At 62.8% G+C, this 17,434-nt stretch carries 15 protein-coding genes; all 15 read right to left on the bottom strand.

The window, feature by feature from the left end; translation table 11 throughout:
* Positions 1-97: 97 nt before the first annotated feature.
* Complete coding sequence (locus tag ABWP50_RS06490; protein ID WP_353217176.1) at positions 98-3,478, bottom strand: S41 family peptidase; 3,381 nt, start codon at positions 3,476-3,478, stop codon at positions 98-100.
* A 48-nt stretch (positions 3,479-3,526) separates the two neighbouring features.
* Positions 3,527-4,426: an alpha/beta fold hydrolase BchO gene (gene bchO / locus ABWP50_RS06485; RefSeq protein ID WP_353217175.1), complete on the bottom strand. Its 900-nt coding sequence runs from the start codon at positions 4,424-4,426 to the stop codon at positions 3,527-3,529.
* Positions 4,426-6,219 (bottom strand): VWA domain-containing protein, encoded by a 1,794-nt coding sequence (locus ABWP50_RS06480; RefSeq protein WP_353217174.1) that lies wholly within the window; start codon positions 6,217-6,219, stop codon positions 4,426-4,428. The genes bchO and ABWP50_RS06480 overlap by 1 nt, the downstream gene beginning before the upstream one ends.
* Positions 6,216-7,232 (bottom strand): magnesium chelatase ATPase subunit I, encoded by a 1,017-nt coding sequence (bchI, locus tag ABWP50_RS06475; protein WP_353217173.1) that lies wholly within the window; start codon positions 7,230-7,232, stop codon positions 6,216-6,218. The genes ABWP50_RS06480 and bchI overlap by 4 nt, the downstream gene beginning before the upstream one ends.
* A 126-nt stretch (positions 7,233-7,358) precedes the next feature.
* Positions 7,359-9,710 carry a TonB-dependent receptor gene (locus ABWP50_RS06470; protein WP_353217172.1) on the bottom strand — a complete coding sequence of 784 codons (2,352 nt, stop codon included), beginning with the start codon at positions 9,708-9,710 and terminating at the stop codon, positions 7,359-7,361.
* A 130-nt stretch (positions 9,711-9,840) separates the two neighbouring features.
* Positions 9,841-10,155 carry a DUF190 domain-containing protein gene (locus tag ABWP50_RS06465; protein ID WP_353217171.1) on the bottom strand — a complete coding sequence of 105 codons (315 nt, stop codon included), beginning with the start codon at positions 10,153-10,155 and terminating at the stop codon, positions 9,841-9,843.
* 7 nt (positions 10,156-10,162) lie between these two features.
* On the bottom strand, positions 10,163-11,131 hold the full coding sequence (locus tag ABWP50_RS06460) for a sodium-dependent bicarbonate transport family permease (protein WP_353217170.1): 969 nt from the start codon (positions 11,129-11,131) through the stop codon (positions 10,163-10,165).
* Between the two features lie 108 nt (positions 11,132-11,239).
* Positions 11,240-12,463 carry a 5-aminolevulinate synthase gene (gene hemA, locus ABWP50_RS06455; RefSeq protein ID WP_353217169.1) on the bottom strand — a complete coding sequence of 408 codons (1,224 nt, stop codon included), beginning with the start codon at positions 12,461-12,463 and terminating at the stop codon, positions 11,240-11,242.
* A gap of 20 nt (positions 12,464-12,483) precedes the next feature.
* A complete protein-coding gene (puhE, locus tag ABWP50_RS06450) occupies positions 12,484-13,332 on the bottom strand; it encodes a putative photosynthetic complex assembly protein PuhE (protein WP_353217168.1) in 849 nt (282 codons plus the stop codon).
* Positions 13,333-13,348: 16 nt separating this feature from the next.
* Positions 13,349-14,449, bottom strand: coding sequence for a magnesium-protoporphyrin IX monomethyl ester (oxidative) cyclase (gene acsF / locus ABWP50_RS06445; protein ID WP_502950999.1), 1,101 nt, complete (start codon positions 14,447-14,449; stop codon positions 13,349-13,351).
* Complete coding sequence (locus ABWP50_RS06440; protein ID WP_353217166.1) at positions 14,446-14,742, bottom strand: O2-dependent cyclase accessory protein; 297 nt, start codon at positions 14,740-14,742, stop codon at positions 14,446-14,448. The genes acsF and ABWP50_RS06440 overlap by 4 nt, the downstream gene beginning before the upstream one ends.
* Positions 14,742-15,248, bottom strand: a complete 507-nt coding sequence (puhC, locus tag ABWP50_RS06435; RefSeq protein ID WP_353217165.1) for a photosynthetic complex assembly protein PuhC — start codon at positions 15,246-15,248, stop codon at positions 14,742-14,744. The genes ABWP50_RS06440 and puhC overlap by 1 nt, the downstream gene beginning before the upstream one ends.
* Complete coding sequence (puhB, locus tag ABWP50_RS06430) at positions 15,245-15,856, bottom strand: photosynthetic complex putative assembly protein PuhB (RefSeq protein ID WP_353217181.1); 612 nt, start codon at positions 15,854-15,856, stop codon at positions 15,245-15,247. Before puhB ends, puhC begins: the two co-directional genes overlap by 4 nt.
* A 76-nt stretch (positions 15,857-15,932) precedes the next feature.
* Positions 15,933-16,700, bottom strand: a complete 768-nt coding sequence (gene puhA / locus ABWP50_RS06425) for a photosynthetic reaction center subunit H (protein WP_353217164.1) — start codon at positions 16,698-16,700, stop codon at positions 15,933-15,935.
* A 311-nt stretch (positions 16,701-17,011) separates the two neighbouring features.
* Positions 17,012-17,434, bottom strand: a 423-nt coding sequence (locus ABWP50_RS06420; RefSeq protein WP_502950998.1) for a class I SAM-dependent methyltransferase, incomplete at its 5' end; no start/stop codon positions are given.

Raw genomic sequence — 17,434 nt, 5'->3', positions numbered from 1 at the left:
TGCCAGCCGGCGAACGCCAGCACGGCCAGCAGGCTGATGCCGGCTTCGATCAGGCCGAAATACTCCACCGGGATGTCCATGGCTTGCCCCCGGCCAATCAGCGGCGAATCGGGCCGTCTGGCCCATAGAGCGGGAACGGCGGGCGCTTGGGGGTGGGCGGCGGGTTTTTGGTCAGGGTGTCCAGCGCCAGCGCCACGGCCTTTTCCAGTTGCGGATCGCCGCCGGCCATCATCGCGGCGGGATCCTGATCCACCTCCACATCGGGCGGCACGCCGATATTTTCCACCGCCCATTCGCCCTGCGGCGCGAAAAAGCCCACCGATGGCGAGGTGACATCGCCGCCGTCCATCAATGGCGGAATACCGCCGATGCCGACCAGACCGCCCCAGGTGCGCTTGCCCACCAATGGCCCCAGTTTGAAATCGCGGAACATCCACGGCAACATGTCACCGCCGCTGGCTGATGCTTCGTTGATCAGCATGACCTTTGGCCCCAGCACGCTGGCCGCCGGGGTGCGATCGATGCGGCCATAGCGCGGCTGCCACCAGTTGATCAGCCGGCGGTTCATCACCTCGATCATGTAATCCGCTGCCTGTCCGCCGCCGTTGAAGCGATCGTCGATCACCATGCCCTGCCGGTCGGTTTGTGCGAAATAATAGCGATTGAAGCTGGTGAAGCCGCCGCCGCCGGTGTTGGGCAGATAGACATAACCCAGTTTGCCGCCCGACATTTTGTCAACGCGGCGGCGGTTATCCTCGATCCACGTCAAGTTGCGCAGCGCATATTCGCTGGCGATCGGCACCACAGTCACATCGCGCTGGACGGTGCCGCGCACGATGCCGAGCGTGACGGCCTGGCCGGCGGTGCCTTCCAGATGGCGCTGAATATCCTCATTGCCGCGCACGGCGGCGCCGCCGATGGCTGTGATGCAATCGCCGGCGTGCACATCCAGCCCCGGCTGCGCCAGCGGCGCCTTGATTTCCGGGCTCCAGCTGCCGCCATCGTGGATGCGGGACAGGCACCAGCGGCCATCTTTCAGCGCATAATCGGCCCCCAGCAGCCCGCCGGCCACGCGCTTGGCCGCCGGGATGCTGCCGCCGCCGCCGCGCAAATGCCCGATCGAAAAACCAGTCAGCGCCTCGTTGAACAAATAATTCAGATCAACGCGCGACTGAAGGCCGGGCAGCCAGACGGCCAGCGCCTTTTCGGCTGCAACCGTGTCATAGCCGTGGAAATTGGGATCGTAGAAATAGGCGCGCTGGATCCGCCAGATTTCGCGGTACATCTGCGCCCACTCGGCACCGGGATCGGTGCGAACGGTCAGATTGTCAAACCTCAGCTTCACATCCGGGTCAGTGGGCTTGATCGGCTTGCTGGCATCGGCCACCAGCCAGCCGGATTGCCCACCGCGCGGCGGCGGCGTGCGCACCAGCAATTTCGTGCCATCGCCGGACAGGCTGAACTCGGCAGCCCGATCAAGCAGGGTTTCGGTTTTCTTGCCTTCCAGTGTCCAGCGCAGCAGGGCGGCACCGGGCGGTTCGTCTGAATCAATATCGACTGGTTCGTTGGCGCGCAGCAGCCACAACACGCCGCCCGTGCCTGCCACCAGCCCGCGATAGTCGGACGCCGGCAGTGGCAGCGCCGTCATTCGGCGCGCGATCTGATCGAGTGATAGCCCGGCAAGATCGATTTTCGTTGGCGGCACAGCCGGCGCAGCCGCCGGCATTTGGGGCTTGCCGCCCGCTTTGTTTATGGGCTTGGCCGGTTCGGCAGCCGCGGCCGGCTTTTCGTCGCCCAGCTCGGGCGCCAGCAGTGATGCCGTGCCAGCGGCAAGCGCCAGCGCATAGACGCTGCTGCTGGGGTTATAGACATTGCTCGACATATCGAGTGGCAGGATTGCCCCGCCCTTGTTGTTGCTGGCCAGGAAATACAGATATTTGCCATCACGATCAAAGGCCGGCGCGCTGGCCACGGCCATGGCATCGGTGATCTGCGTTGCCGCGCCGCTTCGTACATCGTGCAGCATCAGCACCGGGAAGTGATTGCCGGTCACCCGGGCATAGACAAACCACTGCGAATCCGGGGACCAGGCCATGCCCTGCGCCGGCTGCGCAAAGCCGCCAAATTCATCGGGCGGGCCAGCCGCCACCAATTTGCCGCTGGCCAGATCCAGCAGCCATGTGTTCAGCCGATTGTCGCGAAAGGCGATGCGCTTGCCATCGGGCGACCACATCGGCTTGAAATAAAACGCTGGCTCCGCTGCCAGTGCAAATTTGCGCAGCGTCTTGTCTGCGCCCGTTTGCGGCGCGACATGCAGGGCATAGCTGCCGCCAGCATCGGAGAAATAGGCGATGGATTGCCCATCGGGGCTCCACGCCGGTTCCCGCTCCATGGCACCGGTGGTGCCAGTGATCGTGCGAATGATGCCTTCTTTCACGGGCAATGTCAGGATTTCGCCATGCGCCTCCACGGCGGCACGCAGGCCGGTGGGCGACAGGCTGACATTGACCACATCGGTGGCCACATTCAGCACGCGGGCGCGCACATCAGGCATGTCGCCGTCCAGATCGATCAAGACCGGCTTTGGCGCTTCGCCGGGCACCAGGGTGTGGATGGTGCCCAACTGGTCGAACACCAGCGCCTTGCCATCCGTGGACAGGCTGCGGATATCGGGGCCGCGGTTCTGCCACACCAGCGCCGTCTGGCCGCTGGCTGGATCGAAGCGATACACCGATACCGGCCCCTTGCGGCCCGACAGGAAGTAAACTTGCCCGCTCAGCCACACCGGCGCAAAATCGGCGCCGCCAGCCGCCGGCACTTTCTGGGTTTTCAGCCCATCCAGCGCCGTGATCCACACCTGCCCGGACAGGCCGCCGCGATAATTGCCCCACGCCGTGTAGCGCATGAAATTGAACGAAAACCCGACATCTTGCGGAATATAGGCAATCACCTTGCCATCCGGGGACAGGCTGCCGCCCGCCGCCATCGGCAGCGGCAGCACTGTGGCCGCGCCGCCCGCCGCCGCCACATCCCACAGGCGGGTGTAGCGGCTGGCCGCATCGCGGTTGGACCGGAACAACACCCGCGCGCCATCCGGCGACCAGCCGACGGCAGCATCGGTTGCGGGGTGAAAGGTCAACCGTTTGGGCACGCCGCCAGCGACCGCAACGGTGAACACATCGACATTGCCATCATATTCGCCCGTAAACGCGATGGTCTGGCCATCCGGCGAAAAACTGGGCGTGCGCTCGATGCCGATGCCGGTCGTCAGCCGCATCGCCCGAACACTGCCCGCGCCGCCAGTGCGCGGCGCCACCCAGATATCGCCGCCCGATACGAACGCAACATGGCTCTGGCTGATCACCGGGGACTGCAACAGGCGCGGCGGACCGGCCGCATGCGCCTCCACGGAAACGACTGCGCCCGAAACGACCGCCAATGCAGCTGCGGTGCCGAGCAGGATATTTGAGCGCATCATGTGTTTCCTGTGAAAAGTAAGCGAGCGTGGCAGGGCCGGTTATCGGCGTCAATCATGTCCTGCCAGCGTTGGCAACGCGCCCACATCGCGGGCAAAATCAGCGATAAACGCCGCGTGGCGATCCGGGGCTTCTTCATGGGCCAGGTGGCCCAGGCTGGGCAGGCCGTGGTGAACAGCGCGAATGCCGCGGTTGGTCAGGCGCTTTGCCACTGTGTGCGAGGTGGCCGGCGGCACGGTCTTGTCGCGCTCACCGTGCAGCAGCAGCACTGGGCAATTCACCCCAGCGATGCTGGCTTCGATCATATCCAGATCCCAATGCGCCATCAGCGCCAGCGCGCCGCCGGTGTGTGCCGAACTGCGGAACAAGCGTTCATAATGCGCCACCTGTTCGCGGCTGGAACTCGACCCGGTCCAGCGGGCAAGCAGATCGGGCATGGACTGCAACCGGGTGGTGAAGGAAAACAGCAGGGGCATGAACGGATTGACAAACAAGGCCTTCGCAATGCCGGGAAATGCCTTGCCGACGCCGGCAAACGGCAGCAATGCGCCGCCCAGAGCCACCAGCCCGAGCGGCCGTGCCAGCCCGCGCGCTGCCAGCATGAACGCAGCCGCAGCGCCAACACTATGGCCTACAACCAGCGCAGGCTCCAACTTCAGCTCGGCCAGCAACGCGGCCAGCGCGCCGGCAACGGCATCGGGATCAGGCGCTGCCAGCTTGCCGGTGAAGCCATGGCCGGGGAGATCGGGGATGACCACCCGAAATTGCTGGGCCAGCAACGGCGCAAGATCGGCAAAGCTGTGCGTGGTTGCACCGGTGCCATGGATCAGCAGCAGCACCGGCCCCGTTTCCGGCCCGGCAATCTGCACATGCCATTTCAGCCCGCCGGCATTGACGAACCGGCTCCACTCCCGGTGCGGCACATGGCGGCCATCAACATCCCAGCGCATCAAATATTCCCTATCGCCGCAGTCGCGGATTTCACGGCAGCCACCACCGACTTGGCATCGATGCGCGGCAAAGTCACCAGCCGTGCGCCCATGGCGGCTGCCAGTTCGGCGCCAAGCGGGCGCGGGCGCGGCGAGCAATCGATGAACACGCAGGCAATGCCGGACAAGCGGTAGGCCCGCGCCGATGCCAGCGCGGCGTCCTGCGGGCTGGCATTCCCTTGCCCGCCCACATTGGCCCTCCCATCGCTCAACACCACCACCAGCGGTGATCGGCCCCGGCTGCGTTCGGCTTCGGCCAGCGTGCGCGCCAGATCGAGCCCGGCCGCAATCGGTGTGCCGCCGCCGCCGGCCAGCCCGGCCAGTTCCTTGCGCGCGCGCGGCAGGCTGCGAGTGGGCGGCAATGCCAGCGCGGCATCCGTGCCGCGAAACGCCACCAGCGCCACTTCGGCGCGCTTGATATAGGCTTCGGCCAGCAGCAATTCGATAGCGCCCTTGGCCTCGGCCAGACGTGCAAAGGCTGCCGATCCGCTCGCATCCACCGCAAAGATCGTGGTGGACTGGGTTTGCGCGATATAGCGCCGGATGCGCAGATCATCGCTGCGGATCGCCAGCCGGCCATCATCGCGCGCCGGCCGCACCCGCTGCCATGGCGCTGCTGCCTTGATGGTTTCAATCAACGCCAGCCGCGCACCGCGGCCCGGCATGCCGGGCCGCACGCCCGCCGGGCGGCCGCTGGTGATGCTTTTCTGCTTGGCGCCTGATGCGCCACTGGTCTTGGGCGGCGTGCGCATGGTGCCGGCCGCCAGCGCATCGAGCAGGCCCGGCGGCAGTGCGGTTTGCGCGGCATCAAGCACCACATCGGTCGGATCGATCGGCGGCGGCTCGGGCTGATCCTGTTCATCGCCGGCGCTGTCATCAGGCGGTGGGGGCGGCTCGTCGGGCGGCGGCTCCTGATCGGGCGGCGGTTCTTCTGGAGGCGGCGGCTCTTCCTCTGTTTCCGGCGGCTCTTCCGGGGGTGGGGGCAGCCTGGTGGCACGCGGGCCGAGCACCAAGGCGGCGGCGGCGGCCATATCGGCCGCGCGCAATTCGCCGGCCGCGCCGCGCGCCGCCGCATGCGCGCGCGCCACTCTCAGCGCGAGGATCGGCGCACGGATGGAGGCGATGCCCAGCGCTGCGGCGGCGACACTCAGCGCGGTTTCGGGGTCTTTGGCGGTCGCCCCCGGTTCGGCCAACATCGCCAGCGGCGGCGGCACCTCACCTGCCAGCAGCGCCGCCATCGGTAGCCGCACTGCATTCAAATCGATATGGATCGCCAGCCGTTCGGCCAGGGCCGGCAGCACCCGCTCCCGCTCCGGATCATCGGGGTCACCTTCATCGAACAGGATCAGGATTGGCGCCTCATCGTCCAGCGCCGTCGCCAGCCGGGCAGCCAGCGCCGGGTTCAGGCGTTCGGCCATCGGCACCAGCAGCAATTGCCCGCGCGATTGCTGCAACAGGCCGATGCGCTGCACCGGTTTGCCGGCGGCCAGCGTGGCGGTCAGATCAAGCCCGCCGTCCAGTGCCTCGGCGTCGGCGCTGCCCGGCAGGCGCCGGCTGGGCAGCACCATGGCCAACGCGGCCGCCCAGGCATCGCGCACGGGGCCGGGCCGGGCGCGCAGCAGGACGCCGCCCACACGGTTGCCGGCCGCTGCCAGAATGTCGATGGCGCTCAGTGCCAATGCCCAACGCTCATTGCCGTCTGGGTCGTCGTCGGTGCCGTCTTCCATGTCACGGCCAGCCGCCGGCAGGGTCATACCGCCATCAGCTCCGCAATGGCCCGGGTTATGCGCGCTGTGGAGCCGGTTTCATCCAGCACATTGCGGCGCAGGCGGTGGCGCAGCGCCATCACCGCCACTTCGGTGACATGATGGGCCTTCACCTCTTTCTTGTGGCCCAGCGCGGCCTGGGCACGCGCGGCGCGCAGCAACGTCAATTCGCCGCGCAAGCCGTCCGCGCCAACCGCCGAGCACAGGCGCGCGCCCAACTCGAGCATTTCATCGGCCACCTGCACCTTGGGCAGCAGCTTGCGGGCCTTGGCGATGGCGTCCAGCGTGGCCCGCTCGTCATCCTGAAATTCCGCCACAAATCCGGCCGGATCCCGATCAAACCGGTCACAACGCTTCACGATTTCAATGCGGTCTGCCAGATCGGTGGGGGTGCGCACATCCACCGACAAGCCAAAGCGGTCCAGCAATTGCGGGCGCAATTCGCCTTCTTCGGGGTTGCCGCTGCCCACCAGGATGAACCGCGCCGGGTGGCGGATCGACAGGCCTTCGCGCTCCACGACATTGGTGCCCGACACCGCCACATCGAGCAGCAGATCGACAAGATGATCCTCCAGCAGGTTGATTTCGTCGATATACAGAAAGCCCCGATTGGCCTTGGCCAGCAAGCCGGGTTCAAAGCGCTTTTCGCCCGTGGCCAGCGCCCGCTCCAGATCGAGGCTGCCGACCACCCGGTCCTCGGTCGCGCCCAGAGGCAGATCGACGAACGGCACTTGCGCGGTTTCAGTGCGCTTGCCGGCACGCTCGCGGCAGCCTTCGATGCACGGCGAACGATCATCCGGCGCACAGCTGTAACGGCAGCCGGGCACGATTTTCATCGGCGGCAGCAGGCCAGCCAGCGCGCGCACGGCAGTGGATTTTCCGGTGCCGCGATCACCGAACACCATCACCCCGCCCAGCCGCGGCTCGACGGCCGCAAGCAGCAGCGCCTGCTTCATTTCAGCCTGGCCAACAATGGCCGTGAAGGGAAAACTCATTCGCATGGCAAAGCCTTAAGGGCGCTGCGCGCCGCCAGCAAGCGCATAGCTGCAACGCAGCAGAGCGGCCACCGGCATGATGCCGATGGCCGCCCTGTTATGCCAACCATGCCCGAGGGCAGGCTAAGCGGATCAGAAATCCTTGCGCAGCGTTGCGAAGAACTGGCGCGGCGCCGCCGGCAGCAGCGTCTGGTTGTCGCCAGAGAAGCCGAAGCCGTTCGAGCCGATGGTCGCCACATAGCGGCGATCCAGCAAGTTGGTCACGGTGCCTTCGATCGCCAAGTTGTTGAGCCAGCGATTGTCGCTGGTGAAGCGATAGCCGATCTTGCCATCAACCACGACGCGGCCAGAAACTTCACGATCATTGGAGAAGGTGAAGAAGCGCCCAGTCATGCCATTGGCATTGGCGCGGCCATAAAATGCGCCGTCGTCATAGGCCAGCTCGAGGTTGGCGATGCTGCGCGGGCTGTCCACCACGGTGCGGCCGCGAATGGCCTGTACGATCGTGCCAGCCGCATTGCGAACGTCATCGCGGTAGGTGTTTTCATTGTAAGCGTAGCTCGCGGTGACGGTGAAGGCCTTCACCGGTTTCCACGACAAGCCGATTTCCACACCCAGCGAGCGCACATCACCCACGTTGGACAGCAGCGCCGCGTTGCCGACGATGCCAGGACCCTGCGGGATGGACAGCAGGCGGTTGGAGAAATTCACCAGATAGCCTGCGATCACGCCATTGAGCGAACCTTCACCAAAGCGGAAGCCGCCTTCGAAGGTGTTGGTCTTTTCCGGGCGCAACTGGCTGGAGATTGCAGCAAAGCCGGCTGCCGACGTCGCAAACGGCCCAGTGGTAGCCGCCGCCGTGAAGGCCCGCTGATTCTGGGTGAAATTGGCAAACAGTTCGTTGCCGCCGCCCAGCTTGTACAGCGCGCCCACCTGCGGCATGAACAGATCTTCAGCCTTGATGCGGCCCAGCGCCAGCGGACCTGGCACTGGATTGATCGCTTCGGCGCGCAGCTTGACGCTCTGGCCCTTGAAACCAAAGCTTACCGAGAAATCCTCGTTGATATCCCACTGATCCTGCACGGCGAACTGGAAGGTGCGCGTGTTGTAATCATTGTTCCACTGGGTGAAGAATGGATTGCTCTGGTAGGTATAGACGTTGGTGAGCGGCACAGTCTGGCTGGTGCCCATGTCGTAGAAGCGACGGGCCTGTTCGAAATCATTGTTTTCGTACCAGACATTCAGGCGCAGCGTGTTGCTGCCCAGCGTGGCAGTCACATCACCGAGCACGCCAAGGCGATAAATGCCATATTCGGTGGTGCGGAAGCTGAGGGGCAGGCCGCCCGGGCTGGCGCGGTACGGGGTGACCCACGAACCCTGGCCCTTGTTGTTGTGGTAATAGACTTGCACACCGGCCTTCACATTGTCGGTGATGCTGCCTTCGAGCCGGCCACCGGCCAGCCAATCGCGGCGCAGACCGCTGGCGTCATAATAAACATCGTCAACGGTTCTGTAAGGCGCTGGATACACCGTGCCGAAGTTGTTTGCTGCCACCACAACGCCGGTGTCGCCGCGGTTGGCGCCCACGAACGCAATGCGCACGGCCGTCGGCCAATCATTGGCGATATTGTCCACGAACGGGCCGAGGCGGGCCAGCATGTCCTGGCTGAAATCCTGATAATCGGCTTCCTTGCGGTCCGTGTGGTTCACGAACGCAGTGAAGGTGACATCGCCGCCCAGATCGGCCACGGCCTTGGCATTGATCTGCGTGGCATATTGTTCGCCAAAGCCCTTCCACTTGTCGGCATCGATGCGAGAGGCGCTGACATAGGCCTTGAAGCCGCCCAGATCACCGGTATCGAGCGTGCCGTAAACGCGCAGCGTGTTGCTGTCGCCGTAAGTGATGTTGCCGGCAACGCCCAGTTCGTCCTGCGGCGCGCGGCTGTAGAATTCGATGGTGCCGCCAAGGTTGGACGTGGAGGCGGTGCCAAGTGCGCCGGCGCCCTGGCTGACGCGGGTGCGGCCGATGTTGTCCGGAATGATTGCTCGGCTGATGTGCAGGCCGTTGACGTTGCCATAGCTCATGTCACCCAGCGGCACGCCATCAAGCGTGAAGCCGAGCTGGTTCTGGTTGAAACCGCGCAGCGTGATGCGCGTTGACCATTCATAGACACCAAACGGGTCGGCCGACTGGAAATTGACGCCGGGCAGCTTCTGGATGGCGATGAACGGGCTGGCACCGGCCACCGTCAACTTGATGTCGTCGGCCTTGATTTCAGTGACCTGACGAACTTCGCCCTTGCCGTAAACGACGATTTCGGCATCCTCGGCAACTTCATCAGCGGCGGCAGCAGCTTCGCCAACGGCAGCGGCGGCGACCAGAACGGGTGCCGATTGGCCGGCGGCGAACGCCGGCATGGCAAGGGCAGCACTGGCAAGCAGTGCAAGGCGGAAGGTGCTGGAGGCAGCAGTGACGGCGCGCATAATGATCTCCTGAATGCGTTTCACACGTGCACTGACAGGAGATTATTGCAGGCCAATGCCCATTATGTGACAAGACCGCTGCCATTGAATGGCAAATTCATGACGTTGCCGCATTGCAACAATAGCCGGGTCAATCGAATTTGCGGCCGCGCACCACTTCGACATCCGATGACAACAGCATCAGATGATGGCTTTCGAGCAGCGGCGCCAGCCGGTCGATAAAGGCAGCGGCATGCTCGGCACTGGTGACCGCCAGCAGCATCACCTTGGAGGTGGCACCCGATAGTTGATCATCACGCCACCGGCCATGCGCGCCGGCGCCGCCCGATGTCGGCATCAGCGTGTAGTGAGTGATGCCCGCCTCCCCGGCGATGCGGACGATTGCCGGGATCAGCGGCTCATCGGCCAATACTTCGATGCGGCGGCGGTGAATGGTGCTCGTCATGCGGGCCTCAGGAACGAAGCAGCGGATAGAGATGCGCTGCAAGCCAGCCATAATAGCTGATGCCCAGCGTCAGGTTGAACGGAAACGTCACCGCCAGGCTCATGCCCAGATAGAGGCCGGGATCGGCAGCCGGCAACGCCAGGCGCATCACCGCGGGCACAGCGATGTAGCTGGCGCTGCCGGCCAAGATGCCCATCGCAGCCGAGGTACCGGCGTTCAGGCCCAATTCCATGCCCACCACAACCCCCAGCGTGCCATTGGCCAGTGGCAAGGCGATGGCAATCAGGACCGTGCGCAGGCTGAGCGCTCGCCGATCCAGCAAGCGCCGTGCCGCTATTAAGCCCATATCCAGCAGGAAAATGCACAACATGCCGCGAAACGGCACATCGAAGACCGGCGCGATGCTGACCAGGCCTTCCTTGCCGTCGATCATCCCGATCAGGAAACTGCCGAGCAACAAGATCACTGACCCGTTCAGAAATGTTTCATGCAGCAGGCCACCCCGCGGCGCCAGACTGTCACCGCCGCCAGCCCGTGCCAACAAAAGGCCAGTAATGATCGCCGGAGTCTCCATGAGTGCCAGAACCGCCACCATATAACCGGCGGGTGCCATGCCGGTCTGTCGCAGGATTTCAAAGCCAGTGGCAAATGTCACCACACTCACCGAACCATAATGCGCCGCCACGGCCGCTGCGTTGGTGCGATCCAGCCGACCAGCTGTGCGCAGCAGCCAGAATGCCGGCAGCGGCAGCAGAAAGGACAGCGCCAACCCGGCCCCGCCAGCAAGCAGCATGTCGTGGGTAAAGCCGGTCTCCGCCACTTCGCCGCCGCCGCGCAGCCCGATGCACATCATCAGATACAGCGAGATGCCTTTGGCCACCGCCTCGGGAATTGCCAGATCCGATCGCACCAGCGCCGCCAGCGCGCCGAGCAGAAAAAACAGCACAACCGGCTGAAGCAGGGCATCAAGCGCCAAGACGAAGCGCCTTTACCGCCGGCCCGGCTTTGGTTGCCGTGGCTGCTAAAACACTCAGGCCCTGCAGTTTCTCGCCAGGCTGAGCGTGTGCCAGCTGCGTCAATGCAATTACGCCGCCGCTTCAGCCCGGTGCAGGGCGCACTGCCCCCAGATGTCGCTCAATGCCATCACCAGTAGATCGATATCCTCGTCGCTGTGCACCGGGCCAGGTGTGATGCGCAGGCGTTCGGTGCCAACCGGAACAGTCGGGTAATTTATCGGCTGCACATAGATGCCGTGATTGTCCATCAGCCAATCGCTGATCATCTTGGCCTTTTTGGCATCGCCAACCATGACCGGGATGATGTGGCTGGGGTTTTCCAATTGCGGAATGCCGGTGTTGCGCAGCGCGGCACGCACCCTGGCGACGCGCTCCTGCTGGCGCTTGCGTTCAAACGGGCTCGCCTTGAGATGCCGCACCGATGCCAGCGCGCCGGCCGCAATGGCGGGCGGCAAGGCGGTGGTGAAAATGAAGCCGGACGCAAAGCTGCGCACGAAATCGCAGAGCGCCTTGGACGCGGCGATATAGCCCCCGACCACGCCAAAGGCCTTGGCCAGCGTGCCTTCGATCACCGTCAGGCGATCCATCAACCCTTCACGTTCGGCAACGCCGCCACCGCGCGGGCCATACATGCCAACGGCATGGACTTCGTCAATGTATGTCATGGCGCCATGCCGATCGGCAACGTCACACAATTCCTTGATCGGCGAAATATCACCGTCCATCGAATAAATGCTTTCAAATGCCACCAGCTTGGGCACTGAGGCGTCATACATGCCGAGCAGTCGGTCGAGATCTTCTGGATCATTATGCTTGAACACATGGCATTTGGCGCGGCTGTGGCGAATGCCTTCGATCATCGAACTATGGTTCAACGCGTCGGAGAAAACCACGCAGCCCGGGATCTTTGATGCCAGCGTCGACAGCGCGGCCATGTTGGAGACATAGCCTGAGGTGAACAGCAGCGCGTCTTCCTTGCCGTGCAGATCAGCCAATTCCAGTTCCAGCTGCCGGTGCACGTGCATGGTGCCTGAAATATTGCGGGTGCCGCCAGCCCCAGCGCCGGACCGGTCGAGCTCGTCATGCATCGCCGAAATAACGTCGGGATGCTGGCCCATGCCCAAATAGTCATTGGAACACCACACCGTTACTGGCTGCGTGGAACCATCGGGCAAATAGCGGGTGGCATGCGGGTAATCGCCGGAGTGCCGCTGCAGTTCAGCAAAGACGCGATAATTGCCGCGCTCTTTCAAGCCGTCCAGCGCTTCCCGGAAGTGGTTCTCAAAATTCATTCATCATCTCCCGGCGCTGGTCATTGCACAGCGTTTTGGCGCATCGCAAGGACTTTTGTGTCACTCTGGCCTGACAACAAAGCACTATCTGATGCTGCGATTGTCATGCGATTGCGGGCATTTTGGGGCATGGCCCAGCGAAAAATTGCGGTGTCTTGCCACGGCACAACCAGGAATCCATGCTCAATGAATGCCAGCGCCGCCAGCGCAAAAGCCAGGGCGTAGCTCGTGGCGATGCCGCCGTCGCTGTTGAGGGCGCGGTCTGCCAGCAGCGCGCCAATCATCGCAATGGCAGAAATCGACACCAGGAAAAACCAACGCGGCGGCCCGATCCGAAAATAGCTGGCCAAATAGCGCATATGATCCGGCATCATTTCCGTGGACAAATGCGGCACACCGGCGAAGATGTTGAATTTGGCGGACAATCGCATCACAAACAACAGCAGGAACGTGAGCGTCGCTGTTTGGTTGGGCTGGTTCCAGGTGAATGCCGCCATGGCCAGCACCGAAACAAACATCGCCACTTCGTGGTAGATCAAGGTGGCCGCCGCCAATCGAAAACGCCGCCAGCCGCGCGCGCCGGGCGGGCACGGCCCCCGGTTGGGCCCGGTAACAAAGCCCATCAAAAACGACAATTCGTGCCAGCCCCACATCACGAGGGCGCAGGCAAAGGCGACATAGGCTGCCCACGGACTGGTTTCTTCGGCCGTTGCAACCACGCCGCCCATGGCGAAACCAGCTGCAATTGTCGCAGCCGTGATGCTCACCGGCCACGTATGGCTGGGCAATTTGTCCAGCCACAGCACGAAGCCGGTGGCAAAAAACCACAGCACGGTGGCAAACAACAAAGGCAGGGCAAATTCGGTCACAACAGCCAGCTACAGGTTACCAGACCGGCGCCATGCGCACGCCCGGCGTCACATCCAATTTGTCGACCGGGTGAAAATATAACCGCGCAAAGGTGGCGGCGGCCTTGAGCGACAGACCAACACGCTTCAGGGCCCCAACCAGACCACCCTGCGCTGCCGCGGCATCGGTGGCATCGCTGGTGATGCGCATGGTTTCGAGCAGCGCCCGATAGCTGGGCGCATCGGTTTGCACGCCGATTGGAAACACCTGACGGGTGATTTGAGTGGTAATGTTGAACACCCGGAAACCAAATTCGGTCGGGTTGATGCCAAAAGCGTTGTAAAGTGCCTGCCGCTTGTGATCGCGCACATACATGGTGGCATAAACCGCATTCAGGAAGAACCGGATCCACCAGACATTCAAGCCGGACGTCAGCTTGGGATCAGAACGCATCAGCAGCGCGAAGGCTTCGCCGTGACGATACTCGTCGTTGCACCATTCCTCGAACCATTTGAAAATCGGGTGAAAGCGCTTTTCCGGGTGCGCTTCAAGATGGCGATGAATGGTGATGTAGCGTGCATACCCGATTTTTTCGGACAGATATGTCGCGTAAAAAATGAATTTTGGCCGAAAATAGGTATATTTCTTGGTCTTGGTCAAAAATGCCAGATCGATGCCGATACCGGCGTCCTTCAAACTGTCATTGATGAAGCCGGCATGGCGGCTTTCATCGCGCGCCATCAGTTTGAACAGCGCCTTCGCATCCGGATTTTTCATGCGCTTCGTGATTTCGGCATAAAGAATGCAACCTGAAAATTCCGACGTCATGGACGAAACCAGAAAATCGACAAATTCAGGCTTCAGCGCCGGATCCATGGCCGCAATCACGCCGTCAAATTCGGGCGTGCGCTTGAAATGCTTCTTGTTGGGATCAGCCTGCATTTCCGCAATCAGGCTATCCCATTCCGGCCGCACGCCAGACACATCGATCTTGTCCATTGCGGCATAGTCGGTCGTATAGAAACGCGGACTCAGCACAGTGTCCTGGGTGGCGATGGCCAACGCATCGTCTTTGGTCAAGACAGCGGCGGCCAGCATGGGGGATCCTGCGGCGTTGATTGGCGTTACGGCATTCATCCCGACTTCTCCGAACTAAACGTGATCTCGTACAAATCGGTCAATTCAAGTTGCGCACGCAATACTGTCCACCAACGCTGGATTGGCGTTGCCTTCCACACGGTCGCTGATCGCCGCAGCGTCAGACGCTCCCCGAACGGCAATTTCACCGCCGCGCCGTGCACTTTAACCCGATCACCGGGGCCAAGCTCGAAATCATCATCAAGTTCGACATGCGCGTGCAGATTTTCAAACGTGTGTTCGATCTCGATCGTGCAATGCGTTTCAAAACGGTCACGGCTGAACAGAGCCATCAGGCAGGCCCGGTCGGCGCACCGGCCGGTTTGGGCAGATAGGGCGCCAGCAACTGGGCGAAGGCAGCGCGGTTGGTTTGCCCGAAACTGCCCAGCTCCAAGATACGCCCCGTCGATTTGTCCTCCAGCGTCAACGCGCCATCCACCCATTGCGTAACCGTGACCGGGCCGGTGCGCGGTACTTCATGCAATCTGCGTTCGCGCATCAAGCCGCGCATGACACCCCGAATGAAGCCAGTATTGCTGCCCGGCTCATAGACTTGCGCAATCTGGTTGTTTGCCATGTCGAACACCACCAGAGCGCCATCCGCCCGGTCTTCGAAGCGGAAATCGCGCGACACCGTCACTGCCACGGTCCGACGCATCCGCGACTCCGGCGCGGTTTCGAGCGCCGGCAGCACCCCAAGCCGAATGCCGCCCACCGTAACCAGCGCAATCGCAATTAGTGCGCCTGCCGCATAGAGGGCCGACACCGGGAAGCGTTCGTTGGTAAATTCTTCGCTCACGCTGCTGCGCCCATGAGGTCCGGGATTTCAGCTGCGTCGAGGGCTGAGCTGGGCTTGACCGGCTGCGCCCTGGCAAGCGCATCGGCCAGCAGTGGCACAAGCGCGTCCGGGACGGACCGCAGCATTGGTTGCGGCGAACCGACTTTCCAAGGCCGCACATGCGGCCACATTTGCAGATAGCCGAGCGGAAACCGCACAGTTGGCGTGAGCGACACATCGACAATGCCAACGCCCGCCGGTTTGGCATCAGCGCTACCGACCAGCGCCAACGGCACATTCACGCATTTGGGCAATGCCACGCCGAAGCGCATGACGACCCGGCGATTGGTCAGCGTATAAATGGTCGACCTGGCCTGTGCGAGCGCCAGCACCGCAAGCATGGCAAGACCAAGCGCAGCAACGGCCATGGTAACAAGCGCTCCGATCAGGCCAGTGCCGCCACCCACGAACGCAAAGCCGGCCACAATGACAAACCAGATCGCAACCAGCCGCGTGTGAAACACACCGCGTGCCACACCGCGCCAATCCGGCGCGCCCTGCCAGACGATCGATTCGCCGGGGGGCAGCCGGCCCGGTAACCCCGGGATCGGCTCGACTTCATACTCCATCGACACGTAGTGCTCCATCCATTCCGTTTCGCGAGCAGCCCCGGCTTCCTGACTGGTCAGCCTGGGCCCGACCGGATCAGATCAATGGTTCCGCTCGCTCCGGCGTGGCCCACAAATAGCCGGCGCCGAAATAAGCCGTAATTTTTTCTTCTTCCAGCAACGTGATCTGATCAGCCGAAGCCAGACGCGGGACGGTAGCAAATTGCCCCCCGGTGATGGCATCGGTCATCACGCCGCGCGGCGAAACCTCTGCCATCATGATCGGCATCAAGACAGTGCCCGCACCGCCGTCAAGATCAACTTCAAGGTAACGCAGGCACGATTCGGAACGGTCCATCCACAGCTCCTTGACGGTGCCGGCTTTGCCGCCATCAAGACCAAAGACCGGCAGCCCGCGCGGCTCCACATCATTTTCATGCACGGTCACGGGATGGCTCATGACGCGCAGCGGCACGATGCGCGGATCGCCGTGCATATCCACGTCTGGGCGATCGGCCCGCTGGCAAATCGACGCCGGGCCCAAGCCCGAAGTCAGCCGGTCTCCAACCACGTCCAACGGCTCGCCGGACCAGCCGCGTGCAAGCACGTTTTTCGGCATCGGGTCGCGCGGGCCATCCGTGGAGGTTTCGCTCATGCCGTGTGGCAGCTTGAACGTCTTGGCGGGCTTGAAAAACAGCGGGTCATTGTTGCTGCCGTCGATACCGGTCAGATCGTCCTCGGTCGGATAGCCTTCCCGGCGGTCTTCGCCGCGCAGAAACCAGACCAGCCCCAGAAAAAACAGGAAAAAAGCGAAGAATGTGAGTTCGGCAATATCCAGGCCACCCACGAGGTGCACATTGTTCATGCGAGGCGTCTCCCCTCAAAAAAGCCACAGGGCTGACGATTGCCCAGCAGGCCAAACCGGCGCGCACATTCAAAACGGTACCCCGCTGCGCCAGCGGGGCGTTCCTTGACCGGCATCCGAACAACGGCGCTCGGTGCGCCTGCTGACTGATGTCCAATTCGTCGCAGGCTAACCCAGAACATGACGCAACAGCAACATGTTATGCGAAAACCGATCGCTTTTTGGGCACCTGACCCCGATTCTTTCGGGCCACGGCATGAACTGTGACCAGATGCCGCACCTGCGGCGCAGTTGCACAGCACATTTTCCCATTACGCCAGCAAAATTTCCTGGGCGTGGCTGGTATAAAAACCGCGGCTGACTCGCTGATCACGGCCCAGCCTTGCATCCGGTACGCTGCGCGACAGCCGCGATTTCAGCAGATCATGCGCTACCGGGATAATGCTGGGCGACCGGTCGCTTTTCGGGAAAAGTTGGCCGACAGCGCGGGCGGTGCGCAGTAGGGGCGTGCCAGGCGCGAAGGTGAACAGCAGCGAATGCCGGGCGCGCTGCGCCAACCGCGCTGCGGCCGCTGCAATCTGATCGCTTTCGTAATGAATCAGCACATCCATCGACACGATATGATCAAATTCACCAAAGCCGGCGTCCAGCATGTCGCCGGCGTGCAGGCTGATTCGGTCCTTCACATCATCGGGCAGGCGGTCCTTGCCGATCTCGATCAATTGCGGCGACAC

This window comes from Sandarakinorhabdus sp. (genome assembly GCF_040398645.1).
GTDB lineage: Bacteria > Pseudomonadota > Alphaproteobacteria > Sphingomonadales > Sphingomonadaceae > Sandarakinorhabdus.
The sequence above is the reverse complement of the archived record's forward strand: the minus strand, read 5'-3'. Positions and strand labels throughout refer to the sequence as shown.

Bases quoted from the DNA above. Each gene is read 5' to 3' on its own strand.
- ABWP50_RS06490 (WP_353217176.1), bottom strand. From the start codon at position 3,478: ATGATGCGCTCAAATATCCTGCTCGGCACCGCAGCTGCATTGGCGGTC.
- acsF (WP_502950999.1), bottom strand. From the start codon at position 14,449: ATGAATGCCGTAACGCCAATCAACGCCGCAGGATCCCCCATGCTGGCC.
- ABWP50_RS06465 (WP_353217171.1), bottom strand. From the start codon at position 10,155: ATGACGAGCACCATTCACCGCCGCCGCATCGAAGTATTGGCCGATGAG.
- puhB (WP_353217181.1), bottom strand. From the start codon at position 15,856: ATGGAGTATGAAGTCGAGCCGATCCCGGGGTTACCGGGCCGGCTGCCC.
- ABWP50_RS06470 (WP_353217172.1), bottom strand. From the start codon at position 9,710: ATGCGCGCCGTCACTGCTGCCTCCAGCACCTTCCGCCTTGCACTGCTT.
- ABWP50_RS06440 (WP_353217166.1), bottom strand. From the start codon at position 14,742: ATGGCTCTGTTCAGCCGTGACCGTTTTGAAACGCATTGCACGATCGAG.
- puhA (WP_353217164.1), bottom strand. From the start codon at position 16,700: ATGAACAATGTGCACCTCGTGGGTGGCCTGGATATTGCCGAACTCACA.
- bchO (WP_353217175.1), bottom strand. From the start codon at position 4,426: ATGCGCTGGGATGTTGATGGCCGCCATGTGCCGCACCGGGAGTGGAGC.
- bchI (WP_353217173.1), bottom strand. From the start codon at position 7,232: ATGCGAATGAGTTTTCCCTTCACGGCCATTGTTGGCCAGGCTGAAATG.
- ABWP50_RS06480 (WP_353217174.1), bottom strand. From the start codon at position 6,219: ATGACCCTGCCGGCGGCTGGCCGTGACATGGAAGACGGCACCGACGAC.
- hemA (WP_353217169.1), bottom strand. From the start codon at position 12,463: ATGAATTTTGAGAACCACTTCCGGGAAGCGCTGGACGGCTTGAAAGAG.